The 24,267-nt window shown below is 72.3% G+C and carries 22 protein-coding genes; 11 read left to right on the forward strand and 11 right to left on the reverse strand.

The window, feature by feature from the left end:
• Positions 1 to 37: 37 nt before the first annotated feature.
• A complete protein-coding gene (gene cspE / locus ADL15_RS29750; RefSeq protein ID WP_014447450.1) occupies positions 38 to 241 on the reverse strand; it encodes a transcription antiterminator/RNA stability regulator CspE in 204 nt (67 codons plus the stop codon).
• A 222-nt stretch (positions 242 to 463) separates the two neighbouring features.
• Here cspE and ADL15_RS29755 point away from each other — a divergent pair, with 222 nt between their 5' ends.
• Positions 464 to 868: a pilus assembly protein CpaE gene (locus ADL15_RS29755; RefSeq protein WP_067698102.1), complete on the forward strand. Its 405-nt coding sequence runs from the start codon at positions 464 to 466 to the stop codon at positions 866 to 868.
• Here the strand turns inward: ADL15_RS29755 and ADL15_RS29760 are convergent.
• From ADL15_RS29760 to ADL15_RS29775, 4 genes are all read right to left on the reverse strand, one after another.
• Positions 865 to 4,449, reverse strand: a complete 3,585-nt coding sequence (locus ADL15_RS29760; protein WP_067698104.1) for a UvrD-helicase domain-containing protein — start codon at positions 4,447 to 4,449, stop codon at positions 865 to 867. The genes ADL15_RS29755 and ADL15_RS29760 overlap by 4 nt on opposite strands.
• On the reverse strand, positions 4,446 to 8,303 hold the full coding sequence (locus ADL15_RS29765) for an ATP-dependent helicase (RefSeq protein ID WP_067698106.1): 3,858 nt from the start codon (positions 8,301 to 8,303) through the stop codon (positions 4,446 to 4,448). Before ADL15_RS29765 ends, ADL15_RS29760 begins: the two co-directional genes overlap by 4 nt.
• A gap of 420 nt (positions 8,304 to 8,723) precedes the next feature.
• A complete protein-coding gene (locus ADL15_RS29770; protein WP_067698108.1) occupies positions 8,724 to 9,272 on the reverse strand; it encodes an LOG family protein in 549 nt (182 codons plus the stop codon).
• A gap of 52 nt (positions 9,273 to 9,324) precedes the next feature.
• On the reverse strand, positions 9,325 to 10,092 hold the full coding sequence (locus tag ADL15_RS29775; protein ID WP_067698110.1) for an LOG family protein: 768 nt from the start codon (positions 10,090 to 10,092) through the stop codon (positions 9,325 to 9,327).
• A 198-nt stretch (positions 10,093 to 10,290) separates the two neighbouring features.
• Between ADL15_RS29775 and ADL15_RS29780 the strand changes: the two genes are divergently transcribed.
• Positions 10,291 to 10,497, forward strand: coding sequence for a hypothetical protein (locus tag ADL15_RS29780; RefSeq protein WP_067698112.1), 207 nt, complete (start codon positions 10,291 to 10,293; stop codon positions 10,495 to 10,497).
• Positions 10,498 to 10,607: 110 nt separating this feature from the next.
• On the opposite strand, the gene dapE is transcribed toward ADL15_RS29780, so the two are convergent.
• Positions 10,608 to 11,678 carry a succinyl-diaminopimelate desuccinylase gene (dapE, locus tag ADL15_RS29785; RefSeq protein ID WP_067698114.1) on the reverse strand — a complete coding sequence of 357 codons (1,071 nt, stop codon included), beginning with the start codon at positions 11,676 to 11,678 and terminating at the stop codon, positions 10,608 to 10,610.
• 76 nt (positions 11,679 to 11,754) lie between these two features.
• Between dapE and dapD the strand changes: the two genes are divergently transcribed.
• Positions 11,755 to 12,699: a 2,3,4,5-tetrahydropyridine-2,6-dicarboxylate N-succinyltransferase gene (gene dapD, locus ADL15_RS29790; protein ID WP_198171072.1), complete on the forward strand. Its 945-nt coding sequence runs from the start codon at positions 11,755 to 11,757 to the stop codon at positions 12,697 to 12,699.
• 80 nt (positions 12,700 to 12,779) lie between these two features.
• Here dapD and ADL15_RS29795 read toward each other — a convergent pair whose 3' ends face one another.
• Positions 12,780 to 13,604, reverse strand: a complete 825-nt coding sequence (locus ADL15_RS29795; RefSeq protein WP_067698116.1) for a LysR family transcriptional regulator ArgP — start codon at positions 13,602 to 13,604, stop codon at positions 12,780 to 12,782.
• Between the two features lie 73 nt (positions 13,605 to 13,677).
• Here ADL15_RS29795 and ADL15_RS29800 point away from each other — a divergent pair, with 73 nt between their 5' ends.
• From ADL15_RS29800 to ADL15_RS29835, 8 genes are all read left to right on the forward strand, one after another.
• On the forward strand, positions 13,678 to 14,280 hold the full coding sequence (locus ADL15_RS29800) for a LysE/ArgO family amino acid transporter (protein WP_067698118.1): 603 nt from the start codon (positions 13,678 to 13,680) through the stop codon (positions 14,278 to 14,280).
• A 68-nt stretch (positions 14,281 to 14,348) separates the two neighbouring features.
• Complete coding sequence (locus ADL15_RS29805; RefSeq protein ID WP_067698120.1) at positions 14,349 to 15,398, forward strand: DNA polymerase III subunit beta family protein; 1,050 nt, start codon at positions 14,349 to 14,351, stop codon at positions 15,396 to 15,398.
• A 137-nt stretch (positions 15,399 to 15,535) separates the two neighbouring features.
• On the forward strand, positions 15,536 to 16,285 hold the full coding sequence (locus ADL15_RS29810) for a class I SAM-dependent methyltransferase (RefSeq protein WP_083971907.1): 750 nt from the start codon (positions 15,536 to 15,538) through the stop codon (positions 16,283 to 16,285).
• A 482-nt stretch (positions 16,286 to 16,767) separates the two neighbouring features.
• The gene (locus tag ADL15_RS29815; protein ID WP_067698122.1) at positions 16,768 to 17,253 is read left to right on the forward strand and encodes a hypothetical protein; all 486 of its coding nucleotides are present in this window, start codon (positions 16,768 to 16,770) and stop codon (positions 17,251 to 17,253) included.
• A 62-nt stretch (positions 17,254 to 17,315) separates the two neighbouring features.
• Entirely contained in the window at positions 17,316 to 17,792 is a 477-nt protein-coding gene (locus ADL15_RS29820; protein WP_067698124.1) for a hypothetical protein, read from the forward strand.
• On the forward strand, positions 17,789 to 18,499 hold the full coding sequence (locus tag ADL15_RS29825; protein WP_157441686.1) for a hypothetical protein: 711 nt from the start codon (positions 17,789 to 17,791) through the stop codon (positions 18,497 to 18,499). The genes ADL15_RS29820 and ADL15_RS29825 overlap by 4 nt, the downstream gene beginning before the upstream one ends.
• Positions 18,500 to 18,881: 382 nt before the next feature.
• Entirely contained in the window at positions 18,882 to 19,499 is a 618-nt protein-coding gene (locus ADL15_RS29830) for a hypothetical protein (protein WP_157441687.1), read from the forward strand.
• Between the two features lie 36 nt (positions 19,500 to 19,535).
• On the forward strand, positions 19,536 to 20,537 hold the full coding sequence (locus tag ADL15_RS29835) for an SDR family oxidoreductase (RefSeq protein WP_067698128.1): 1,002 nt from the start codon (positions 19,536 to 19,538) through the stop codon (positions 20,535 to 20,537).
• Positions 20,538 to 20,845: 308 nt separating this feature from the next.
• On the opposite strand, the gene ADL15_RS29840 is transcribed toward ADL15_RS29835, so the two are convergent.
• Genes ADL15_RS29840 through fdxA form a run of 4 tightly spaced genes read right to left on the reverse strand, consistent with a single transcriptional unit; the run spans position 20,846 to position 24,264 of the window.
• On the reverse strand, positions 20,846 to 22,093 hold the full coding sequence (locus ADL15_RS29840; RefSeq protein WP_067698130.1) for a DUF4407 domain-containing protein: 1,248 nt from the start codon (positions 22,091 to 22,093) through the stop codon (positions 20,846 to 20,848).
• A 50-nt stretch (positions 22,094 to 22,143) separates the two neighbouring features.
• A complete protein-coding gene (locus ADL15_RS29845; protein ID WP_394326959.1) occupies positions 22,144 to 22,800 on the reverse strand; it encodes an SIMPL domain-containing protein in 657 nt (218 codons plus the stop codon).
• Between the two features lie 43 nt (positions 22,801 to 22,843).
• On the reverse strand, positions 22,844 to 23,941 hold the full coding sequence (gene dapC, locus ADL15_RS29850; RefSeq protein WP_067698189.1) for a succinyldiaminopimelate transaminase: 1,098 nt from the start codon (positions 23,939 to 23,941) through the stop codon (positions 22,844 to 22,846).
• Positions 23,938 to 24,264, reverse strand: coding sequence for a ferredoxin (gene fdxA / locus ADL15_RS55735; RefSeq protein ID WP_067698133.1), 327 nt, complete (start codon positions 24,262 to 24,264; stop codon positions 23,938 to 23,940). The genes dapC and fdxA overlap by 4 nt, the downstream gene beginning before the upstream one ends.
• Positions 24,265 to 24,267: the final 3 nt, after the last annotated feature.

Raw genomic sequence — 24,267 nt, forward strand, 5'->3', positions numbered from 1 at the left:
ACCGACCGCCGGAGAGCAGTCGAAGGTCAGACATGGATCAGACGGAACGAATGTTCGCGGCCTGCGGGCCCTTCTGGCCCTGGGTGACCTCGAACTCGACCCGCTGGTTCTCCTCCAGGCTGCGGTAGCCCGACATCTGGATAGCGGAGAAGTGGGCGAAGACGTCGGCGCCGCCGTCGTCGGGGGTGATGAACCCGAAGCCCTTGTCCGCGTTGAACCACTTCACAACGCCGGTAACCATGATCGTCTCCTCGACGGTCGATCGCCCCCGCCCATGGTGGACGGGGACGAGGTAGTAAGACCCGCTTTGTGCGGGACTCGTGTCGCCGTACTGATCGCCCGACCGGAGAAACCCGGGTTACGACAAAAAGCGCCCGAGGCAACGTTCACCACAGGCGCTCCTGAGTACTTGGGAACCAAACTGACAACGCTCGCAGCCTAGCATGATGACGGAGGCCCGGAAGTGCTCGGCATACACGTCGCGCGGCAGCTCAAAGCCGCTGGAGTGACCTGGAAACCACGGCTCGGAGACCGCTTCGGGATACCCGATCGGGACCTCGACGACGAGGTGTTCGTGCTCAGCAACATGACCGTTCAGGTCCACGATCGGCCGGAGGGCCGGGTCATCGGATTCAACGGCACGACCGAGTGGGCACTCGACGATGTGGAGATCGACGAGACCGTCTGGCTGCCCCGCGAGGACCAGTTGCGGGAGCTGCTCGGCGGCACGTTCCGGTCGCTGGACCACGAGGCCGCTGCTTTCCGGGTACGCATGGAGCTGCTCGGCGAGACGCTCACCTTCACGGCGCCCACCGCCGACGAGGCGTACGCCGCAGCCCTGCTCCGGCTGCTGGCCGCGGTGACCTAAAGCGACTCCTCGGGGATCTCGGTGATCAGCGCCGCCAGCGCGGACACGTCCATCAGGTCGGCCGGGCGGACGGTGACCTGCTCACGGACATAGTGGAAACCGGCACGGACCCGGGTGATCGGGACACCGGCCAGGGTGGCCCAGGCGATCCGGTACGCGGAGAGCTGCACCGCGGCGGCCTCGGCCTCGGCGCCGGTCGGGCGGCGGCCGGTCTTCCAGTCGATCACGTCGAACCGGCCGTCCGGGTCGGCGAAGACCGCGTCCATCCGGCCCCGCACCACCACCCCGGCGACAGTCGTCGCGAACGGGACCTCCACGTCGAGCGGGGTGCGGTCGGCCCACTCCCCGGTCAGGAACGCCTCCTGCAACGCGAGCAGCTCCTCGTCGCCGGCCGCGTGCTCGTCGGCGGCGCCGGGCAACTCGTCGATGTCGATCAGCCGGCCCGCGCCGAACCGCTGCTCCAGCCAGACGTGGAACGCGGTGCCCCGGCGGGCGTGCGGCGCCGGGCGCTGCGGCAGCGGCCGGCGCAGCGAGCGGGCCAGCGCCTGCGGGTCACGGCGCAGCACCACGAGCTGGGAGACCGAGAGGTGCGGGGGCAGCGCCACCTCGATCGGGCCGTCCCGGTGGGCGCGTTCGGCCCGCTCGGCGAGCAGCAGCCGGGCCTCGCGACGCCAGCGGGCGATGTCCGGGTCGACCTCGGCGGCCACCCGGTCCACGGCCGAGGCCGCCGCGAGCAGGCTGGCCCGATCGAGCGCGGGAGCCGCCCCCGGGTGCACCGGGTCGGCCGGTCCGGTCGCCGCGGGTGCGGTTTCCGACGGCTCTGGTCGTACCGGAAAAGGGCGGTCGGAAGAGGCATCGGCCGCAAGCGCACCGGCGTGCGGTCCCGGCTGGTCCTCAGGGGTGTCTCCCGGGTCGGCAGCGACCCCTACGGACCAGCCCGGGCCGGCCAGGCCGACGAGATCGGCCGCGAGGCCGGCGCGGGCCGCGACCTCCGGATGCGCCGCGGCGAGATCGGCGAACGCCTCGGCCGCGGAAGCGTCCGGGTCGGCGACCATCCGGCGGATCAGGTCGGCGGCCGCGGCCATCGCCGGACGGCGCAGGCCCAGCGGATCGGACGGCCACTCGGCGGTCGCCACCACCTCCTCGCTCGGGTTGGTCTCGCCCGGCGCCGGCTCCGGCGTCCAGACCGCCACCACGCCGGCGCCCGCCTCGCAGGTCGCGCGGATCTCGTCGAGGAAGACCGACGGGCCGCGCGGGCGCTTCACGCCGTCGCCCCACCAGTAGCCGGAGCAGAGCAGCAGGCGGCGGGGCCGGGTCACCGCGACGTACGCGAGGCGGCGCTCCTCCCGCTCGTCGTGCTCCCGCCAGGCGCGGGCGAAATCGGACAGCGCGCCGGCCACGTCCTTCTGGTCGGTGGCGTCCTCGAGATCCAGCACCGGCAGACCGGACGCGTCGCCGCGCAGCGGGAACGGCAGCACGCCGATCCCGCCGAGATAGTGGTCGGAGCCGCGGACCAGGCCCGGCCAGACCCCCCGGCACAGGCCGGCCGCCGAGACCACGTCCCACTCCAGGCCCTTCGCGGCGTGCGCGGTAAGGATCTGCACGGCGCCCTCGACCACGTCGACCTGGCCCGGTTCGAGGCCGCGCTCCTCCTCCTCGGCCGCGGTCAGGAACGCCAGGAAACCGGCGATCGTGCCGGACTCGTTCTCGCTGCCGAACCGGGTGGCGGCCTCGCCGAGCGTGTCCAGGTGCGCGCGGGCCAGACCGGCGTCACCGGCCGCCCAGCCACGCACCGCGACCTCGACGTCCAGGCCGATGGTCCGCTCGATGTCCGCGAGCAGGTCGGGCAGCGGCTGGTCCAGGCGCTGCCGGAGAGCGCCGAGCTCCCGGCTGAACGCGGCGAGCCGGGCGTACCCGTCCGGGGCGTACTGCGCCGGGGCGCCCAGGTCGGCCATCGCCTCGATCAGGGTGGCGTCGTCCAGCCGGTCGGCCGTCACCTCGGCCGGCGCCTCCGACTCCGGATCCTCCGGTTTCGGCGCGCGGGCGCCGGCGATCGTGCGCGCCCGCCGGTGCAGGGCCACCAGGTCACGCGGGCCGATCCGCCAGCGCGCGCCGGTGAGCAGGCGCAACAGCGAGGCGCCGTCGGTCGGGTCGGCCAGCACCCGCAGCGTGCACACCACGTCCCGGACCTCCGGGGTGTCCAGCAGCCCGCCCAGCCCGACCACCTCGACCGGCAGGCCGCGGGCCCGCAACGCCTCCTCGATCACCGGGATCTGGCTGCGCACCCGGACCAGGACCGCGCTGGTCGGCCGCCGCTCCAGCGGGATCTCCTCCGGCAACGCCTTCGGCATGCCGGCCACCAGACGCCAGGCGGTCAGCATCGAGTCCGCGATCCAGGACGCCTCTTCCGCGTACGACGGCAGCAGCGCACAACTGACCGTGCGCCCGCCCACCGACTCGGCCACCCGCTCCGCCGGCTTCAGCACGCCCACCTGCGCGCGCAGCGGCGCGGACACCACGTTCGCCACCTTCAGGATCTCCGGGCGGTTGCGCCAGCTCCGGGTCAGGCTGCGCACCCAGGCCGGATGCCCCTCGGCGTCCGGGAACTCGTCCGGGAACCGCTCCAGCGTGCCGGCCGACGCGCCCCGCCAGCCGTAGATCGACTGGCACGGGTCACCCACCGCGGTCACCGGGTGCCCGCCGCCGAACAGGTTGTTCAGCATGACCACCTGGGCGTGGCTGGTGTCCTGATATTCATCCAGCAGCACCACCCGGAACCGGCCCCGCTCGACCCGGCCCACCTCCGGATGGTCCCGGGCGACGAGCGCGGCGCGGGCCATCTGATCACCGAAGTCCATCGCCTCGATGCCGAGTTTGCGCTGCTCGTAGAGGCGGACCAGGGGCAGCAGGGTGAGCCGGTTCTGCTGCCGGCGCAGGGACTCGCTGACGTCTTTGTACATCCGGCCCGGGAACGACTGCAGCTCGGCGAAGAACCGGCCGGTCCAGGCGGCCAGGTCGTCCGGGGTGAGCAGGTGCTCGGCGAGCTCGGCGGAGAGCGCCAGCACGTCGTCGGTGACCGTGCCGGGCGCCCGGTTCAGCCCGGTCATCTCACCGGTGTACGCCCGGACCAGCGAATCCACGATCTGCCAGCGGGCCGCCTCGGTGAGCAGCCGGGCGGACGGCTCGAAACCGCCGCGCAGGCCGTGCTCGGTGACCACCCGGGCCGCGTACGAGTGGTAGGTGGAGATGGTCGCCTCGCCGGCCAGCGCCTCGTCCCGGCCACCCAGGCTGCGGACCAGCTGACTGAGCCGGGCGCGGACCCGGTGGGCCAGCTCGCCGGCCGCCTTCCGGGTGAAGGTCAGGCCGAGGATCTCGCCGGGGTGCGCGTACCCGTTGGCGACCAGCCAGACCACCCGGGACGCCATCGTCTCGGTCTTGCCGGAGCCCGCGCCCGCGACGACCAGCAGCGGCTTCACCGGGTGCGCGATGATCGCGGCCTGCTCGTCGGTGGGTGGCGGCAGGTGGAGCAGGCGGGCCAGCTCCAGCGGCGTGTAACGGGGGCCGACTCGGGCGTTCCTCATCGCGGGGGCTCCACCACCTGGCGGCCCTTGCCGGAGATCGGGCAGCTGGACCGCACCGGGCAGACCCGGCAGCGGCTGTTCGCCACCGCGGAGAACGTCGCGGCGGCCATCGTGTCGGCGGTGCGGCGGACCATCGCGTACGCCCACTGCGGATCGATCGCCTCGGTGATCGGGACCTGCATCTGTTCGCGGGCCTCCTTGCCCGGGCCGAGCTGGACCAGGGCCGCCCCGCCGCTGTCCATGCCGTAGTCGCCGAACGCGCCCGCGTCGACCGCGGCCTGATAGCCGGCCAGCTGCGGGTTCTCGGCCACGTCGGCGGAGAGCGCTGTCGACTTGCCGGTCTTCAGGTCGATCACCACGAGCCGGCCGGCCTCGTCGATCTCCAGCCGGTCGACCCGGCCGGTGAGCTGGATCGGGCGGTGCTCGTCCTCCAGCCGGACGGTGAACTCGTGCTCGATCGCCAGCAGCCGGCGCGGGTTCGCGGCCAGCCAGCGCAGCAGTTTGTCCACCATGGCCTGTGCGCGCTCCTGCTCCGGACCGGCCATCCAGCGGGCGGCCAGCTCGATCGTGTCGAACCGGGCCGAGACGTACTCGACGAGTTTCTCCCGGTCGGCGTGCGCGTCCTCGGCCAGCATCGCGGCCGCGTGCACCAGGTTGCCGATGCCCTGCGCGGGACCGGACGGTGCCGCGCCGCCGTGGCGTTCCAGCAGCCAGCGCAGGCTGCAGCGGAGCGCGCTCTCCATCGCCGACGGGGTGACCTTGACCGGGACGCCGTCGTCGACGAGCGGGCGGTCGTCGGAGAGCGGGCGCAGGCCCCACCACTCGTCCGGATGCGCACCCGCCACGCCGGCCGACGCGAGGCGGGCGAGTTCCGCGGCCGCGGCGCGCCGCCGGCTGGGCGTCTCGGTCGCGGAGACCACGACGGTACGGAGTTCAGCTACCAGCGCGGAGAGCGTGAGGGCACGAGGCGCCCGCCCGACGGTCAGCTCGGCGTCCCCTGGCTCGCCCGCCATCTCGCCGCCGGACTCGTCCTCCGGCTCGCCCGGCTCATCCGGCTCGACGGGCTCATCCGGCTCGCCCGGCTCGTCTTCCGGCTCGGTGCCGCTCCCCGGGGGTGGGCCGGGGGCCTCCGGGTCGGCGGGCTCGTCTTCCGGGAGCGGGCCGGGAGCGTCCGGGTCGGTGGGCTCGGGCTCGTCCTCCGGGAGCGGGCCGGGGTCGTCCGGGTCGGTGGGCTCGGGTGGGAGTGGGGCGTCCGGGCCCGGGTCGTCGCCGTCGGGGCCGGGTGCGGGCGGGCGGGTGCCGCGCGCGGCCAGCTCGGTGAGGAAGCGGCTGGGCTGCTCCTCGATCGCCGCGCCGCCGGTGCTGGCCGAGGCCACCGCGGTCGCCACCAGGCGGCGGCGGGCGCGGGTGGTGGCCACGTAGAAGAGCCGGCGCTCCTCGTCGAGCAGCGCGGAGGTCTCGGCGACGATCGCCTCCGACCCGGACGCGGGACGGCCGGCCACCGCGTCGACCAGGCGTTCCGACCCCAGCAGGCTGCCGCGCAGGCGCAGGTCGGGCCAGATGCCCTCCTGCACCCCGGCCAGCACCACGACGTCCCACTCCAGGCCCTTCGCGGCGTGCGCGGTGAGCAGCCGGACCGCCTCGCCACGGTCGGCGCTGGGTGCGATCGTGTCGGCCGGCAGGTCCTGGCCCAGCACGTGGTCGAGGAACACGCCGACCCCGGCGCCGGGCAGCCGGTCGACGAACCGGGCGGCCGCGTCGAAGAGCACGACCATGGCGTCCAGGTCACGGTCGGCGGCCTCGGCGCGCCACTGCCGGGCCCGGGCGGCCTGCGCCGCGTCAGTGACCCGAAGGTTGCCGGTGCTCATCGCATACCACCGGTCGGCCAGGCCGCTGGCCCGCCAGAGCGTCCAGAGCACGTCCTCGGCCGAGGCGCCCGGCTCGGCGGCCGCCGCCCTGGCGACCGTGAGCAGGCGGGCGATGGTCTGCGCCGGGCGTGCCCAGCGGCGCTCCACCAGGGCCAGGCCGGCCGGGTCCCGGACCGCGTCGACGAGCAGCTCCCCGGACGGACGCCGATCGCCGGCGGCCAGCGCCAGCGCCCGCAGGCCCTGCCGCAGCCGCCGCTCGGCGAGCGGGTCGGCGCCACCCAGCGACGAGTGCAGCAGCGCGACGGCGGCCTCCTCGTCGAGCGACTCCGGGCTCAGCGCGCACCGCAGCAACAGCAGGAACGGGGCGACCGCGGGCTGCAGGTGCAGCGGCAGATCCTCGGCGTGCACCACGGTCGGCACGCCGGAGGCGGCGAGAGCGCGCTGGACCGAAGGCTGCTGCAGGGTCGCGGAGCGCATCACCACGGCCATCCGGGACCAGGGAACGCCGTAGAGCAGGTGGGCCTCCCGCAGCGCGTGCGCGATGAAGGCGGTCTCCGCGGCCGACGAGCGGAACGTCCGCACGACGGCCCCGGCCATCGGCCCGCTCGCCGAGATCTCCTCCCCGGTGACCAGCCCCCGGCCCGCCTCGGCCGAGCTGCGCGCCCCGACCCGATCGCCACCGCCCGACGGCCACCCGGCCACACCACGGCCAGGCAGAACCGAAGCATCCCCCGCGGAGGAAGCCGGCGGATCAGACGGATCGGACCTCGCGGAGGAAACCGGCACCACGGACGGATCAGGCCCCGCGGGGGAAACCGGCGCAGCGGGCGGGTCGCGGTCGGGTGGAAGGGCTGCCGGCTCGCGGGAAGGTGGGGCCTCGGCTGACGGCGGAGGGAACATCGGGCGGTGGGCGATCGGGCCGCGCATCCGGCGGGCCACGCCGGACGTCGCGGTGAGCAGGGACGGTGCGGCGCGGTGGTTGGTGTGCAGGGCGATGGTCTCGGCCGGGGCGCCGGACGGGGAGCGGAACCGGGCCGGGAACGCGCTGACCACGGCCGGCTCGGCGCCGCGGAAACCGAAGATCGAGGAGTCCGGGTCGGCGAACGCGACCAGTGGCTTGCCGCCGCCGGCCACCTGGGCCAGCAGGTCGACCTGGGCCGGGTCGGTCTCGGCGAGCTCGTCGACGAACACGAACGCCAGCCGGTGGCGCTCGGCCGCCAGCAGGCCGGGCTCGTCGGCGAGCAGCCCGGAGGCGGCCCGGACCAGCTCGGCCGGGTCATAGGCGACCGAACCGCGGGTGGTGGCGTCGCGCAGGGCGAGGACCTCGACATACTCCCGGAGGAAGCGGGCGGCGGCGGACCAGTCGTCGCGGCCCAGGTCGGTGGCGAGCCGGGCCAGCCCGACCGGGCCGATCCCGCGCTCGGCGGCACGCTGCATCAGGTCACGCAGCTGCTGGGCGAAGGCCCGGGTGGGCAGGGCCGGGCGGAGCCCTTCCGGCCAGCCGATCGTGTCGGCCGCCTCGGGATCCTCCACCACGGCGAGCAGCTCACGGATGATCAAGTCCTGCTCGGGGCCGGTGAGCAGCCGCGGGGCGGGCTCTCCGCGCTCGGCGGCGGCCCGGCGGAGAAGGCCGAACGCGTACGCATGGAAGGTCCGGACCAACGGCTCGTGGACGATGCGCCCGGCGTCCCCGGCGATCCTCGCCTCGATCCGGTCGCGGAGCGACGCCGCGCCACGGCGGCCGAACGTGAGCACCAGGATCCGCTCCGGGTCGACGCCCTCGGCGATCCGGGCGGCGACCGCCTCGACCAGCACGGTGGTCTTGCCGGTGCCGGGACCGCCGACGACCAGCAGCGGGCCACGGGTGTGCGCGGCCACCCGGGCCTGCACGGGATCGTCGCGCAGCTCGGGCACGGCCGGGCGGGGACGCCGGACCAGGCGGTAGTCGGGCCGGCGCACCGGGGAGGGAGGGGCCGGCGTGCTCACGGATCTATCAGAGCACGCCGGTACGACGTTATTCCGAGGCGAGGTCCACCTGAACCCACCCGAGTCAGGCCGGCCACACCAGCCGAGGGCGGCAGGAACACGCGATCAGCGCCGAGGGGGCGGCAGGAACACGCGATCGGCTGTCTTCAGGGGCGCTAGCAGGACGCAATCCCGCAACGCGGGCACCCACCGCCCACCCCGGGGCGGCAGAGGCACGCAGTCATCGATCGCGTGCTCCTACCGCCCCTGCGAGGGCCAGCACAACAGCCGCCAGCCGCCGGGCCGACAGCGGTCAGAAGCCGCCGGGCCGACAGTGGCTGGAGGCTGGCAGGCCGACAGTGGCCGGCAGGCCGATAGCTGGTCGGCAGCCGGCGGGCCGACAGCAGCTGGCAGCGACCTGGCCGGGCGGGGCCGCCTCGGTCAGGACGCTAGCGCGGCCTCGATCGTGTCCAGTGCGTCCGGCACCGAGCGGGCCACCAGCACGGTCTCCATCGCCCCGGCGCGGACGAACTTCGTGGCTACCAGCCCGTTGAGCCAGCTGAGCAGGCCGTCGTAGAAGCCGTCCGGGTCGAGCAGCACGATCGGTTTGCGGTGCACGCCGAGCGTGGCCGTGGTCCACACCTCGAACAGCTCGTCGAGGGTGCCGAGGCCGCCGGGCAGGGTGAGGAACGCGTCCGATCGGTCGATCATCACGTTCTTCCGCTCGCCCATGTCGTCGGTGACGATCAGCTCGTCCGAGGCGGTGTCGGCCACCTCCATGTCGATCAGGCACTGCGGGATGATCCCGAGGGTGTGCGCGCCGCCGGCCCGGGCCCCGTCGGCGACCGTGCCCATCATGCCGACGCAGCCGCCGCCGGAGACCAGGCTGTGCCCGCGGGCGCCGAGCGCCCGGCCGGTCTCGGCGGCCAGGTCCAGCCAGCGCTGCTCGACGGTGTCCGAGGAGGCGCAGAAGACGCAGATGGCGGCCATCAGGCGGACTCCTTCGTGCTAGCGGTGGCGCAGAAGACGTTGATCACGGCCATCAGGCGGACTCCTGGGCGGTGCCGGCGTCCTTGATGATCCGGACGGCCTCGGCGACGTCGTCGGTGACCTGCATCAGGTCCAGGTCGGCCGGGCTGATCTTGCCGTCGTCGAGCATCCGGCCCTTGATCCAGTCGAGCAGGCCGCCCCAGTAGTCGACGCCCATCAGGATCACCGGGAAGCGGGTCACCTTCTTCGTCTGGACCAGGGTGATCGCCTCGAACAGCTCGTCGAGGGTGCCGAAGCCGCCGGGGAGCACCACGAACGCCTGCGCGTACTTGAGGAACATGGTCTTGCGGACGAAGAAATACCGGAAGTCGATGCCGATGTCGACCCAGTCGTTGAGGCCCTGCTCGAACGGGAGCTCGATGCCGAGCCCGACGGACATCCCGCCGGCCTCGGTGGCGCCCTGGTTCGCGGCCTCCATCACGCCGGGTCCGCCGCCGGTGATCACCGCGTACCCGGCTTCGGCGAGCGCGGCGCCCAGATTCCGGGCGAGTTCGCACTCGGCGCTGTCCGGTTTGCTCCGGGCTGACCCGAAAACGCTGACCGCCGGTGGCAGATCAGCCAGGGTGTCGAAGCCCTCGACGAACTCGGAGAGTATCCGCAGGGCGCGCCAGGCGTCCTTGGTCTTCCACTCTCCGCGATGCTCTGAATCCAGAAGTTTCTCGTCAGCTGTGCCTTTCGGCAGAGCGTCACGACGTAGCGTAACTGCACCGCGATGACGCTGCGGCGCGGCCGGCGGTCGCCCGTTGGTGCTCTCGGTCATGCGTCCAAGGTAGTGCGGACGGTCAGTACCCGGTGAATAACCGGCTGCGTTTCGGTAAGAGGATTGCGACTCGGAGACCTTTTTGCCAGATTGAAGCAACGGACGGTAGCTCTGGTACGTCTATACAGTTACCGAACCGCGTCCACACGGCAGGCACGGCGCCCGGTTCCCGGGTGTCCCGGTGAAAGGGCGGCCACCGTGACCAACCGATACGAGCGGCTGAAGATGCACCGTCGCATGCAGCGACGGATCCAGATGGTGGTCGAGGAGCGTCGCCTCGCGTTCGCGGCACAACACCCCGAGCCGGCCAGCGACCCCGAGGCGACCATCGAGATCCCGCCCCCGGACCTGCCGATCGTGGTGCCCCAACGAGCGATCGGCCGGGTGGCACTGCCCCGGGTCTGAGCAGGCCGGACCGACAACAAGCCGGACCGACGACAAGCCCGGCACAAAAACAGGCCAGGCCGACAACAAGCCCGGCACAAGAAACAAGCCGGGCCGACACCAAGCCGGGGTCAGCCGGCCAGCCAGCGGTGCAGGGTGGCCGCTCCGTCGCGGATCTGGCCGATCTCCACGTGCTCGTCCTGGGCGTGCGCCAGCGACGGGTCGCCCGGGCCGTAGTTGAGCGCCGGGATGCCCAGCGCCGCGAACCGGGCCACGTCGGTCCAGCCGAGCTTGGCGGCCGGCTCGGCGCCGACCGCGATCAGGAACTCCCGGGCCGCCGGGGCGTCCAGGCCGGGCAGCGCGCCGGGCGCCGAGTCGGTGACCTCCAGGTCGAACCCGGCGAACACCTCCTGCAGGTGCTCGAAGGCCTGCTGCTCGGAACGGTCCGGGGCGAACCGGAGGTTGACCTCGACCGAGCACTCGTCCGGGACCACGTTGCCGGCCACACCACCGGAGATCCGTACGGCGCTCAGCCCCTCCCGGTACGTGCACCCGTCGATCGTCACGGTCCGCGCCTGGTAGTCGGCGAGCCGGCGCAGCACCTCGCCGGCCGCGTGGATGGCGTTCACCCCGCGCCAGGCCCGGGCGGTGTGCGCACGGCGCCCGTGGGTGCGCACCGACACCCGCACGGTCCCCTGGCAGCCGGCTTCGATCTTCCCGTACGTCGGCTCGAGCAGCACCGCGAAGTCCGCGCGCAGCCATTCCGGGTGCGCGGCCGCGACCAGGTTGAGCCCGTTGTGCTCGGACTCGATCTCCTCGGCCTCGTAGAACAGGTAGGTCACGTCGTACGCCGGGTCGGGCAGGGTGGCCGCCAGGTGGAGCGCGATGGCCACCCCGGATTTCATGTCCGAGGTGCCGCAGCCGTAGATCAGGTCGTCGACGACAGTGGACGGCCAGTTGTTGTTGATCGGCACGGTGTCCAAGTGGCCGGCCATGATCACCCGCTGCCCGCGACCCAGATCGGTACGGCCCATCACGGTGTTGCCCACTCGCCCGACGCTCAGGTGACCGACGCTGCGGAGCACGTCCTCCACACAGTCGGCGATCACCTTCTCGTCGCGGGACACGGACTCGATGTCGACCAGTGCTCGGGTCAGTTCGACCGGGTCGACCAGCACGTCCGGGGTAAGCGGGTTGGCCATGCCCGCACCCTACAAGGCTGTCCCGAGCATCGGACGCACGCGATCCGCGCACCGTCGGGCTAGTAGGGTTCAGGCCGTGCATACCGCGATCTCGACCTCGCCCGCGTGGGGCGTCGGCCTCGCCACCGTCACCACCGAGGGGCAGGTGCTGGACACCTGGTACCCGGCCGGTTTCCTGGGTCTTGGCGACGAGCCGGCCGACCTCCCGGTCCTCCCGGCCGGCCTGACCGGCCCGAAGCTGCTTCCCGGCCTCTCGACGGTCGAGGTCCGCACCTCGATCAAGTCGCTGGCGGAGCCGATCGACGGCACCGCCGAGGCGTTCCTCCGGCTGCACCTGCTCTCGCACCGCCTGGTCCGGCCGAACGAGCTGAACCTGGACGGCATCTTCGGTCAGCTGACCAACGTCGCCTGGACCTCGGCCGGCCCGTGCCCGCCGGACCGGGTCGACGAGCTGCGCTTCCTGGAGCGCGCCGCGGGCCGGCACCTGTCCGTGCACGGCATCGACAAGTTCCCCCGCCTGACCGACTACGTGTCGCCGTCCGGTGTCCGGATCGCCGACGCGGACCGGGTCCGGCTCGGCGCCCACCTGGCGCCCGGGACGACGATCATGCAGGAGGGATTCGTCAACTTCAACGCCGGCACGCTGGGCACCTCGATGGTCGAGGGCCGGATCGTGCAGGGCGTGGTGGTCGGCGACGGCTCCGACATCGGCGGCGGTTCGTCGATCATGGGGACGCTCTCCGGCGGCGGCAAGGAGAAGGTCCGGATCGGCGAGCGCAGCCTGCTCGGGGCGAACGCCGGGGTGGGCATCTCGCTCGGTGACGACTGCGTGGTCGAGGCGGGCGTCTACATCACCGCGTCGTCGAAGATCTCGCTGCCCGACGGCCGTGTGGTGAAGGCCATCGCGCTGTCCGGTGTGAACAATCTCCTGTTCTGGCGCAACTCGGTCTCCGGCGCGCTGGAGGCCCGCCCCCGCAAGGGCACCGGCATCGAGCTGAACAGCGCCCTGCACGCCAACTGAGCTAACTGGCCTCGCTTCGCTCGGCGGCATTGCGCCCTTCGGGGCCGATGTCGAGGGCACCGAAGGGCGCAATGCGTGAGCTAACGATGCAAGGCTGAGGCGGCCGCCGTGTGCACGGCGGCCGTCAGGGTGTTCAGCAGCTCCGACTCGATCCGCCAGTATTGCCAGTAGAGCGGGATGTCCAGATATTTTTCCGGAAATATGCGGACGTATTCGCCAGAGGCGAGCAGCGGCCCCGCGTTCTGCTCGGGAACCGTGCCCCAGCCCAGCCCCAGCCGGATCGCCTCGTTGAACGCCGCCGCGGCCGGCACGTAGTGGATCAAACGGGCGGCCGCGGGCTCCCCCACCAACCCGAGGAACCGGTGTTGCAGCTGGTCCTTGCGGTTGTAGACGATCATCGGCGCGGACGCGAAGTCCAGGCCCGGCGCGGCGACCGCCAGGTAGCGCATCGCGCCCAGCCGTTCCACCCGGCAGCCCTGCACCGCCACGTCGTCCCCGGTCACGGCGGCCATCACGGTGCCGGAGCGCAGCAGGTCGGCGGTGTAGTCCTGGTCGTCGGTGTGCAGGTCGAAGGTCACGCCCGGCACCTGGGTCAGCACCGGCATGAACCAGGTGTTCAGCGAGTCGGCGTTGACCACGATCGAGACCCGGGTGCCGCCCCGGGCCTGTGCCAGTGCTTCCTTCTCCAGCAGCGCCACCTGCCCGGCGAACCGGACCAGCGCCTCACCGGCCGTGGTCGCGACGCACGGCTTGGCCCGGCGCACCAGCACCTGCCCGACCGCTCGTTCGAGTGCCTTGATCCGTTGGCTGACCGCCGACGGGGTGACGTGCAGCGCCCGCGCCGCGGCCTCGAAACTGCCCTGCTCCACGACGGCCTGGAAGGTCGCCAGCTGTACCTGGTCCACAGTTAAGTATTGCTAATCAACCCTGAAAATCTTTAGCTGGTCTGCACCGCGAAAGAACCCTAGCGTCGGCTTCGTGCTCGCCTCCGCTTTAGCCGGTTTTGCCGCTTCCGCCGTCCTGATCATCGCGATCGGCGCCCAGAACGCGTTTGTCCTGCGCCAGGGGCTGCGCCGGGAACACGTCCTCGTGGTCGTCCTCACCTGCGCACTCTCCGACCTGGCGCTGATCTCGGCCGGCATCGCCGGTCTCGGCGCGGTGGTGAGCGCGCAGCCGCGCCTGGTCACCGTGATCCGCTGGGTCGGCGCGGCGTTCCTGATCGGCTACGCGATCCTCGCCGCCCGCCGGGCGCTGCGACCGGCCGGCAGCCTCGACCCGGCCGGCCAGGCCCCGGCGACTCTGCGCGCCACCCTGCTCACCTGCCTGGCGCTGACCTACCTGAACCCGCACGTCTACCTGGACACCGTGCTGCTGCTCGGCTCGGTCGCGCAGCAGCACGCGCACCGCTGGATGTTCGGCCTGGGCGCCGCGGCGGCCAGCCTGTCCTGGTTCACCGCGCTCGGCCTCGGCGCCCGGCGGCTCGGCCCGCTCTTCGCCCGGCCGAACGCCTGGCGGGTGCTGGACGGCGGGATAGCCCTGGTCATGGCGGTTCTCGGCGGGGCATTGTTGATCCCGGCGTAACCACAGCCGCTTCGGGCTTGACCCTCCACCAGGTCGAGGCTTCAGGGTCTACACCTGTGAGGAGCGAGATGCGGAACATCGGCGAGGCGGCCCGGGCCAGTGGTCTGACGGTCAGCGCGCTGCGCTGGTATGACGGCGCGGGCGTGCTGGTCCCGGCCGCGGTCGACCCGGTGACCGGATACCGGCGGTACACCGCCGAGCAGATCCGGGCGGCCCGCTTGATCGCCGGGCTGCGCCGGGTCGGCATGCCGGTGGCCGAGATCGCCGAGGCGGTGCGCGACCTGGGGCGCCCCGGCCTCGTACGGAAAAGGATCGACGCCCACCGCGACCGGCTGGAAGCCGGAATCGTCGACGCCCGCCGCGAGCTCCTCCGCCTGCACACCCTGCTCGATCTGGAGGAGAACCTGATGACCCGCGTGACCCTGTCCGGAACTGATCTGACCGCCGCGCTGGCCGCGGTCCGCTTCGCCGCCACCGATCCGATCGCCGGCGCGCCGTTCCCCGGCGGGGTGCTGTTCGAGACCGGCGACGGCGTGCTGACCCTGGTCGCCACGGACCGCTACCGGCTCGCGGTGGCCGCAGCGCCTGCGACCGTCGAGGGCCCGCCGGCCCGGCAGTACCTGCCGCTGGCCTTCGTCGACGAGCTCCGCCTGATCGGTTCCGGTCCGCTGACCCTCGATGTCACCCCCGATTTGGTACGGACGGAGAGCGCCGGCCACGAGCTCCGCGCCGAGCCGCTCGACGTGGAGTTCCCCGACTACCGACGGCTGATCGGCCCGTCCGGTGACGGCACCCGCCGGGTCACGGTCACTCCCGACCAGGTGCGGCGGATGCTCACCGGCGCGCCCGAGGTGCGGCGCGAGCACGACGGCGCGGTCTACCCGGTCGCGATCCTCGCTCTCGACCCGGACGGTGGCCTGCGGCTGGCCGCCGAGGACGAGTGGGCGGCCGACGCCGGCACGCACGTCGCGGTGAACCGGGAGTTCCTGCTCCAGGCGGTGGACGCGGGCGGGCCCGGTCAGCTGCAGCTCGACCTGGACGGGCCGGTCCAGCCGCTGACCATCCGGATCGCCGGGGACGACTCCCGTTTCTCCCTGCTGATGCCGGTCCGGGCCTGACTGACGCTTCTCCGGGCCCTTGGCGGCCGGCCGCACCGGCGTGCGCCGAGTCGCGGATTGAACACGGTTCAGCCACGACTTCCCTCTCCGGTGAGACCACCGCGACTTTGAGCGCACGGTCTGGCTACCGTCGGCGTGTGCGCAGCAGCCGGCCGGATGACGATCTCAACACCGCGGCGGCCGGCGCGTCCATGACCGGGTGGGAATTCGCCTGGCTGGACGGGCTGGCCGTGGCGTCCGAGCCGTCCTGGTCGTACCCGGAGATCGCCCGGCCGCTGCTGCGCTTCGCGACCAGCGTGCTCGACCTGGACACCGGCGGTGGCGAGCTGCTCGCCGAGTTCGTCCCGCTGCCGCCGCACACCGTCGCGGTGGAGAGCTGGGCCCGCAACACCCCGATCGCCCGGGAGCGGCTCGCCCCGTTCGGCGTCGAGGTGCTCACCGAGCTCCCGGCCGGCGAGAACGAGTACGACGTGGTGCTCAGCCGGCACGGCCGCCTGCCGGCCGCCGACATCGCCCGGCTGCTCCGGCCCGGCGGGGTGCTGCTCACCCAGCAGGTCGGCAGCGACGACCTGGCCGAGCTGAACGACGCGCTCGGCGCACCGCCCCCGCACCCGCGCCGGTGGGACGCCGAGGTCGCGGCGGCCGCCCTGACCGCCGCCGGTCTGCACGTGACCGACGTGCGCGAGGAGCATCCGGCGCTCGCCTTCCGCGACATCCGGGCCGTGGTGCACCACCTGCGGACGGTGCCGTGGCAGGTCCGCGACTTCACCCCGCAACGGTACGAACGGGAGCTGGCGCGGCTCACCGCCATCATCCGGGCTCGCGGGGAGTTCACCGTGCGGGCGCATCGCTTCCTGCTCCAGGCCGTGCGGCCGACAGAGGCATAGACCGGAAGCCTCTTTCAGGGGAACGGCTGCCGAAATGCACTACCCCGTTCGGGTCCGCGGGCCGGAAAAACATTCCTGAGAAGACGCTGAATACGTCCCCGGACTCATGTTTCCGGTGCTCCGGCGGCCTGCAGCGACCCCGTGAACCGGACTCGTGCTTGAGAAAGCGGCCGAGGTCTGTCTTCACGTATCGACGCAGGTCAGACCGGCTGGAAGCGATCATTCGGGCGTGCCGTGCGGTCGATTTATGGTGCTTGATGCGCACTTATGGGTTACGCGGAACAGTCTGGTGACGCGGGCGGATCATTCCGACTCAGGGGGCTGGAATACCTATCGTCCCGGTGGGGCGGGTCAGCCATCTTTGTCGCAGCGCCGGGAAGCCTTCGGGCTCCGGCCACACCCGATAAACGACGCGCTCCCAATTCCGTCGCTCCGCGGCTTCGGGGAAGCGCTCGATAAGACCGTTCCAGGAGGAACTTTCCATGCGCAAGCTCTCCAAGCGTTCCACCGCTGTTGTCGCCGGCGTCGCTGTTGTCGTCATCGGCGGGGGTGCCGCCTGGGCCGCTACCGGCTGGACCATCCCCGGCACGGGCACGGCGAACGCCTCCGCCGCAACGATCAAGCCGGTGACGGCAACGTCGACGTTCGCTTCGAACATCTTCCCGGACGCGAATATCAACTTCAGTACCAAGTTCAGTAACCCGAACGAGTTCGCGGTCATCCTCACCGGCGCGATCAGTATCACCGGTGCAGTGGTCACGCCCGCTGACGCCAACGCGACCACCTGCGCTGCCGCCCTGGACGACGCGGGCATGTTTGAGACCAGCTTCCCGGGATCGCCGAAGCTCGAGGCGAACACCGACACCACCGTGGCGGCGACGGTGAAGATCGGCAGCCTCCCGGAAGCATGCGCCAGCAAGACGATCAAGATCAGCTACTCGGTCCCCGGTGTGAGCGCCGGCGCCTGATCGCCTTCGGATGGGAGCGGCTGAGGTCGCTCCCGTTTCCCATTCGACCTCGAGGACTTCCCATGTCGAAGCGCTGGTGGATCGCGGCAGCCTCGGCGGCAACTCTGGCCGCCGCCGCGCTGATCGTTGCCGTTGGCTCGCCGGACACTCCCGACGAGACCATCGTGCTGGTCGGCGACAGCCACCACCGGGGCGGTCCGCTCTACTTCGAGCTGAAGGGCAAGCCGGTGCGCGGGCTCGTCCCGGGCGCGGTCAAGCAGATGAAGATCAGCGTGGTCAACCCGCTCGGGTACCGGATCACCGTGCACCGGTTGACCGCCAAGGTGTCCGACACTGATCGGCGTGGCTGCTCGGCCACCGCGGCAAACCTGCAGGTCCGCTCGTACAGCGGGCAACTGCCGGTCACCGTGGCGGCGTCCGGGCGCACCGAGCTCGGCGGCGCCATCCCGGTCAGCATGCCGATCGGGGCGACCCGCAAGTGCGCCGGCGCGCGGTTCACCATCGCGATCTCCGGGGTCGGCCAGCGGGTGCCGCGGTGAGGCGTACCGGAAGGTTGTTGCTGGTCGGCGCGGTGGCGCTGTCGCTCGGCGTGGCCGGGACGGTCTACGCCTACGCCGGCGGCTGGACCGTGACCAGCGCGCCGACCCGGTTCACCGCGAAGGTCGTCAAGATGCCGCGCGGCGTCGAACCCAGCGTCACCAAGCAGAGCGGCCAGGCCGTGGTCAGCTGGAGCGCCCAGGAGATCGCTCCGGGCGTCCGGATGGACCACTACCTGGTCGTCGCGCACAGCGTGGCCGAGCCGCCGCAACCGGATGTCACGCGCGCGGTGGCCGCCGGTGGCAGCACCACCGAGTCGGTCACGTTCGGCACCGGTGAGATGGCCGGCGGGAAGTGGCGCTGGACCATCACGCCGCAGTACCGGGAGTGGACCGGCGAACAGAGCAAGCTCAGCCCGCGGCTGGCCTTCCCCGCCGCACCGGCTGCACCAGCGGCGCCCGCCGATCCGGCGGTGATCGCCGCGCCGGCGGTGCCGCCGGCCTCCCCGTCGGTCTCCGCACCGACACCCGAAGCCGGGGACACCTCGACGGCGCCGGTCCCGGACGTCCGGACCTCGCCCGCCCGCGAACCGGAGAACGTCCCAGCCCCGCCGCAGAGCAGCACACCCGTCGAGGATGAGCCGGACCTGGAGCCCGACCCGTCGGTCTCGGCCTCACCGGAGGGACCGACGAGCCCGGTCGCGCCGTAGGCGCGTGCTCCACCCGTTCGAGCCCTCGGTGGTTTCCACCGGGGCTCGACCCCGTCGCCTCGACGAATCCGGATTTGAGTGCGCGACCGGCGCTCGCTAGGGGTGCATCCCTGCAGGTTATGGGCGTGTCCAGCAGCAACGTGGACGGTTCGGTAGGGACCCTTGAGGCAGAGCGATCCCTCGCCCGGGGTAAACCGTGTGGGTAGATCGTTCCGATTTATGCGTCTACTACGGCGGACGGAAAACCGATCACATCGGACATCTCTATCAGGGAACGTTGTATGAACGCCAGCTCAGCCTGTTCCGGCGTCCGAGGAGGAACGAGCCGCATGCCACATCTGAGCGATCCGCCCGCGGCCACCGCCCCGGGGGTGCACTCGTGATGCGGCGTGACGTCCTGTCGAAGGCGGGCAAGGACGCCGGGCCGGGACGAGGACGGGACGAGGACGTACGGATCGAACTGAGCACCGCGGATCACGAAGAGCCGACCTGGGACGTCCGCAGTCCCCGCAAGAGCCGGTTCGACCGGCGGTCCCGGACCATCCTGGGGGTGGCCGCGCTCGCCGCGATGCTCGCCAACGCCGGAGCTGCCTGGGCGTACTGGCGGATCACCGAGCCGCAGCCGGCCGCCGCGCCCGGTGCGGTGGCGCTCGACCTGGTGCTGCGCGGGCGCAACGACCTGAACCGGACGCTGCGGCCGGGTGGCACCGGCGACCTGCTGGTGACGGTCTCCAACGAGAAGAAGCTGCCGATCCGGATCACCACGATCCGGATGGGGCCCGGCACCGTGCTGGCCGACCCGGAGCACCGCGAGGCCGGGTGCGTCGATCCGGACCTGCGGTTGCGCCGGCCCGCGTACCCGGTCTCCTGGGAGGTCGCCGGCAACACGGTGGGTGCGTTCACCGTGGACGGCGCCCTGACCATGCCGCGCGGGGTGCCGGCGGCGTGCGTGGGCGCGACGTTCACCGTGCCGCTGCGGGCGCAGGGCGTGCAGCGCTGAGGTTTCCGCCGCCCGGATCCGGGTCACACTCCGGTCATGACCAGGATTTCGGTAGTGACCGGCGCGAGTGGCGGCATCGGCCGGGCGGTCGCCCGCCGTCTGGCGGCCCGGGGCGACACGGTGGCCCTGCTGGCTCGCGGCGAGGACGGCCTGGCCGGGGCGGCTGAGGACGTACGCCGGGCCGGTGGCACCGCGCTGCCGATCGAGGTGGACATGGCCGACCACGAGGCGGTGGACGCCGCGGCGGAACGGGTGGAGAAGGAGCTCGGCCCGATCGGGCTCTGGGTCAACAACGCGTTCAGCAGCGTCTTCGCCCCGTTCGTCGAGATCGAGATGCCGGAGTTCGTCCGCACCACCGAGGTCAGCTACCTGGGGTACGTCTTCGGCACCAAGGCCGCGCTGTCCCGGATGCGCACCCGGGACTCCGGCACGATCGTGCAGGTCGGGTCGGCGCTGGCCTATCGGGGGATCCCGCTGCAGAGCGCGTACTGCGGGGCCAAGCACGCGATCCAGGGCTTCACCGAGTCGCTGCGGGTCGAGCTGCTGCACGAGAAGAGCAACGTGCACGTGACGATGGTGCAGATGCCGGCGGTGAACACCCCGCAGTTCGGCTGGGTGCTGTCCAAGCTGCCGAAGAAGGCCCAGCCGGTGGCGCCGATCTACCAGCCCGAGGTGGCCGCCCGCGCCGTCGAGTACGCCGCCGACCACCCGAAACGCCGCGAGTACTGGGTCGGCGGGTCGACCGCGCTGACCCTGGCCGCGAACGCGGTGGCACCCGGGGTGCTGGACCGGTACCTGGCCCTGACCGGGTTCAAGGGGCAGCAGACCGACGAGACCCGGCCGGCGAGCCAGCCGGCCAACCTGTGGGAGCCGGCCGACGGGGCGGGTCAGCCGGACGCCGGCGCGCACGGCGCGTTCGACGACAAGGCCACCGACCGGAGTCTCCAGCTGTGGGCGTCGCAGCACCACGGCTTCCTGGCCGCGGTCGGCGGCGGCCTGCTCGCGGCCGGTGCCGCGTGGGCGTTCAACCGGCGCTGAGCTCAGCGACACCCCGCCACCTGTGCACGACCCCGCGGCGCGGTCCCGGCTCCGGCTCACTCTCAGGGGTGCCTCCGCGTGGCGGAGGCACCCCTGAGAGCCAGCCAGTCACCCGCCGCCGTCGCGACTTCCGGCCCGCCGCATGGGTTGGGGTTGACCGCTACCACCCACGGACGTCGCCCCGGAGGGCTTCGCGTTCGGGACGCGCCAGCGGCCTGCGGAGCCCGCAGGGGTCCCGGCGGGAGCGACGATCTGAACCCCGGCGGACGCACGACATCTGGAATTTGATCTTGATCTTGGGAAGGCGATCAGGCGTTGATGCGGTCGTCCCAGTAGCGGCGCTCGATCTCCGCCGGGTCCGAGACCACTGCGGTGTGTAACACCGCGCGAGCACGCTCGGTAGCGGCAAACGCCAGCTGGACGTCGTGACTCGCTGCCTCGATACCGTCGGCGACGACCTTGGCGGTCACGTCGCCATACGTGCGGGCGTCGTGGACCTCACGCTCGTGGATCAACGCGGCCTCGTGCTCGCGCAGTCGCGCCGACCGTGCCTCGTTGCGCTCGTAGGCGTTGCCCCGGGAGACGAACTTGAGCCCGATCGCGGCGCAGTCCAGGGCCATCAGCAGCAACGCGATGCCCAGATAGTGGATGCCGACGCCCCAGAAGTCCGCGGTGACCAGGTGCCACATCGCGGCGGTCCGCGCGCCGAAACCGGAATCCCCGCGCACCGCGGCGGCGTTGCCGGCCCGCTCGGTCGCCGCCAGAGCCGACAGCCTGGACTGCTCGGCGGCCCGGGCGACCCGCTCCGGCCGCTGGTCGCGCTGCAGCTCGGCGGCCTGCCGGTCGAGCGCGGTGGCCTGCACGTCCAGGGACCGGGAGCGGCGCACCAGGTCGTAGCAGTAGCCGCCGCGCGGGCAACCGGGACTGTGCGTGACGCCGGAACCGGCCGAGTCGGCCAGCGCCTGCCGATACAGCGTGCGAGCATCGCGGCGTTTTCCGGCCGCCCGGTCACTCAGCGCACGCACCGCCGCGTCGTCGCCGGTCGTCTGCCGCCGCAGCTCGGCGAGCCGGGCCTGATAGCCGGCCACCGCCCCGCTCGCGTCCAGCCGGCTGAGGTCGGAGCTGTGCGTGACGGCGAGCCGGGCGTCGAGCTCACCGCGGTACCGGGCCAGCATCAGCGGCTCCGTGACCACCAGCGCGAAGAGCAGCGCCAGTCCGATCCGGCCCAGATAGAGGCCCAGGGTCGGCGGGCGCAGCAACTGATCCGGATCGGTCGAGTCGAGCCGGTCGTAGTTGATCTGGACCCGGCCGACCACGGCCCGGTCGTAGGCGACCACGCCGATCGCGACCAGCGGGCCGAACAGCCACTGGTACCAGGGATGCCGGTAGCCGCTGCTGGCGTCGATGAAGGCGGCGCCACCGATCGTGGCGTAGCCGAAGTAGAGCAGGATGAAGACGCCGATCGAGCGGTACAACACGCGATCCGAGTGCGTCGCCACGCTGCGCGGATTCACGTTCGCCACCCGCAGGAGCAGGTGCCCGAGGCCCGTGCGCATGCGGTCGAGTCTGGTGGACCCGGCCGCCGCGCGGACCCGGAACGCTCAGATCAGCCCAGGCTCTCCGGGTTCGTGATCAGTGCCCGGAGCAGAACCTGTGCCGAGAGCGTCTGCAGCTGCGGGGTCACGTCCAGAGCCGGCTCGGCGCCGTCCGCCGCGCCGCCGGAGAGGTTCGTGACCTGCATGGACCGGGCGGCATAGACCGCGCCGCCGCCACCGTCGGTGTCGGAGATCTCGACGAGCCGGTCCAGCCGGGCGCCGACCGCGGCGGCGTAGTCACGGGCCCGGCTCAGCGCGTCGCCGATCGCCGCGCGGCGCACCGCGGCACCGGCCGGGCTGCCCGGCCGCAACCGCCACCACGGGCCGGACAGCGACACCAGGCCGTCACCGGCGAGCCGGGTCATCAGCTCACCGAGGATGGCAAAATCGGTCACCGTCACCGTGGTGCTGATCTGGCCGTGGTACCGGGTCACCTTCTCGCCGCGCCGGAACTCGGGATAGACGTTCATCCCGGAGGTCTCCCGGCGCAGACCGGCCTGGTCGTAGGAGTCCAGCAGCGTGTCGATGCCGGCCGAGCGCTCGGTCAACCGGCGGACCACCAGCGGCCGGTCACGGTCGGCCGCGGACACCGTCACCTGGAAGGTGGCCTCGTCCGGCGGCACCTCGTGAACGGCCTCACCACGGACGACGACGACCGGCTGGTCCACGAGCACTCCTGTTCTCCCACGACGGCGGATCAGAGACGGCGGGTCAGAACGGTTCGGCGAGACGGTCGGCGGCCGCGGCCACCCGCTCGTCGGTGGCGGTCAGCGCGATCCGGACGTGCTGCGCGGCGGCCGGGCCGTAGAACGCGCCCGGCGCGGCCAGGATCCCGCGTTTGGCCAGCCGGTCGACGGTCTGCCAGCAGTCCTCGCCCCGGGTCGCCCAGAGGTACAGCCCGGCCTCCGAGTGGCTGATCGCGAAACCGGCCTCGGTCAGCGCGGCACGCAGGGTCTCGCGGCGAGCCGCATACCGCGCGCGCTGCACGACCACGTGCTCCTCGTCGCCCAGCGCGGCGACCATGGCCGCCTGCACCGGGGCCGGCGGGATCATGCCGGCGTGCTTGCGCACCGCGAGCAGCTCGGCGATCAGGGCCGGATCGCCACCGACGAAACCGGCCCGGTAACCGGCCAGGTTGGACCGCTTGGAGAGCGAGTGGACGGCCAGCACGCTGGTGTAGTCGCCGCCGGTCACCTCGTCGGAGAGCACCGACACCGGCTCGGACTCCCAGCCCAGCGACAGGTAGCACTCGTCGCTGGCCACCACGGCGCCGCGCTCGCGGGCCCAGGCGACCACCTTGCGCAGGTGCTCGGCGGGCAGCACCCGGCCGGTCGGGTTGGACGGCGAGTTGATCCAGACCAGCTTGACCCGGGCCGGGCCGGCCGCGGTGAGCGCGTCGGAACGGATCACCTCGGCGCCGGCCAGGCGGACACCGACCTCGTACGTCGGGTAGCAGACCTGCGGGATCACCACCGCGTCGCCGGGGCCGACGCCGAGCAGCGTCGGCAGCCAGGCGACAAGTTCCTTGGAACCGATGGTGGGCAGCACGCCCAGCTCACCGGAGGCGTGACAGGACCGGGCCAGCCAGCCCGCGATGGCGGCACGCAGCTTCGGCGTGCCCGCGGTCAGCGGATAGCCCGGCGAGTCGACCGCCTCGACGAGGGCCTGCCGGATGACCGCGGGGACCGAGTCGACCGGCGTGCCGACCGAGAGGTCGACGATGCCGTCCGGGTGGGACGCGGCGAGAGTCTTGGCCGGCTCCAGCAGGTCCCAGGGGAAATCCGGCAGGGCCGACGACAGAGCGCTCAGTGTGCGTCCCCGCGCGGCGGCTGGGCCAGGATGAACGGCGTGTCCTTGTCGATCTTGCCGACCTTGGAGGCGCCACCGGGCGAGCCGAGGTCCTCGAAGAACTCGTAGTTCGCGTTCGTGTAGTCCTTCCACTGCTCCGGGACGTCGTCCTCGTAGAAGATCGCCTCGACCGGGCAGACCGGCTCACAGGCCCCGCAGTCGACGCACTCATCGGGGTGGATGTAGAGCATCCGGTTGCCCTCGTAAATGCAGTCGACCGGGCACTCTTCGATGCACGCCTTGTCGAGAACATCGAGGCAGGGCTCAGCGATGATGTAGGTCACGGG

The sequence above is a fragment of the Actinoplanes awajinensis subsp. mycoplanecinus genome (genome assembly GCF_001509495.1).
GTDB lineage: Bacteria > Actinomycetota > Actinomycetes > Mycobacteriales > Micromonosporaceae > Actinoplanes > Actinoplanes palleronii.

What these genes read in the sequence shown, in the direction of transcription:
- ADL15_RS29830 (WP_157441687.1), top strand. Translation starts at nt 18,882, where the DNA reads ATGCGGCGTGACGTCCTGTCGAAGGCGGGCAAGGACGCCGGGCCGGGA.
- dapE (WP_067698114.1), bottom strand. Translation starts at nt 11,678, where the DNA reads ATGGCCAACCCGCTTACCCCGGACGTGCTGGTCGACCCGGTCGAACTG.
- ADL15_RS29835 (WP_067698128.1), top strand. Translation starts at nt 19,536, where the DNA reads ATGACCAGGATTTCGGTAGTGACCGGCGCGAGTGGCGGCATCGGCCGG.
- ADL15_RS29760 (WP_067698104.1), bottom strand. Translation starts at nt 4,449, where the DNA reads ATGAGGAACGCCCGAGTCGGCCCCCGTTACACGCCGCTGGAGCTGGCC.
- ADL15_RS29775 (WP_067698110.1), bottom strand. Translation starts at nt 10,092, where the DNA reads ATGACCGAGAGCACCAACGGGCGACCGCCGGCCGCGCCGCAGCGTCAT.
- ADL15_RS29820 (WP_067698124.1), top strand. Translation starts at nt 17,316, where the DNA reads ATGTCGAAGCGCTGGTGGATCGCGGCAGCCTCGGCGGCAACTCTGGCC.
- cspE (WP_014447450.1), bottom strand. Translation starts at nt 241, where the DNA reads ATGGTTACCGGCGTTGTGAAGTGGTTCAACGCGGACAAGGGCTTCGGG.
- ADL15_RS29805 (WP_067698120.1), top strand. Translation starts at nt 14,349, where the DNA reads ATGCGGAACATCGGCGAGGCGGCCCGGGCCAGTGGTCTGACGGTCAGC.
- ADL15_RS29840 (WP_067698130.1), bottom strand. Translation starts at nt 22,093, where the DNA reads ATGCGCACGGGCCTCGGGCACCTGCTCCTGCGGGTGGCGAACGTGAAT.
- ADL15_RS29770 (WP_067698108.1), bottom strand. Translation starts at nt 9,272, where the DNA reads ATGGCCGCCATCTGCGTCTTCTGCGCCTCCTCGGACACCGTCGAGCAG.
- ADL15_RS29815 (WP_067698122.1), top strand. Translation starts at nt 16,768, where the DNA reads ATGCGCAAGCTCTCCAAGCGTTCCACCGCTGTTGTCGCCGGCGTCGCT.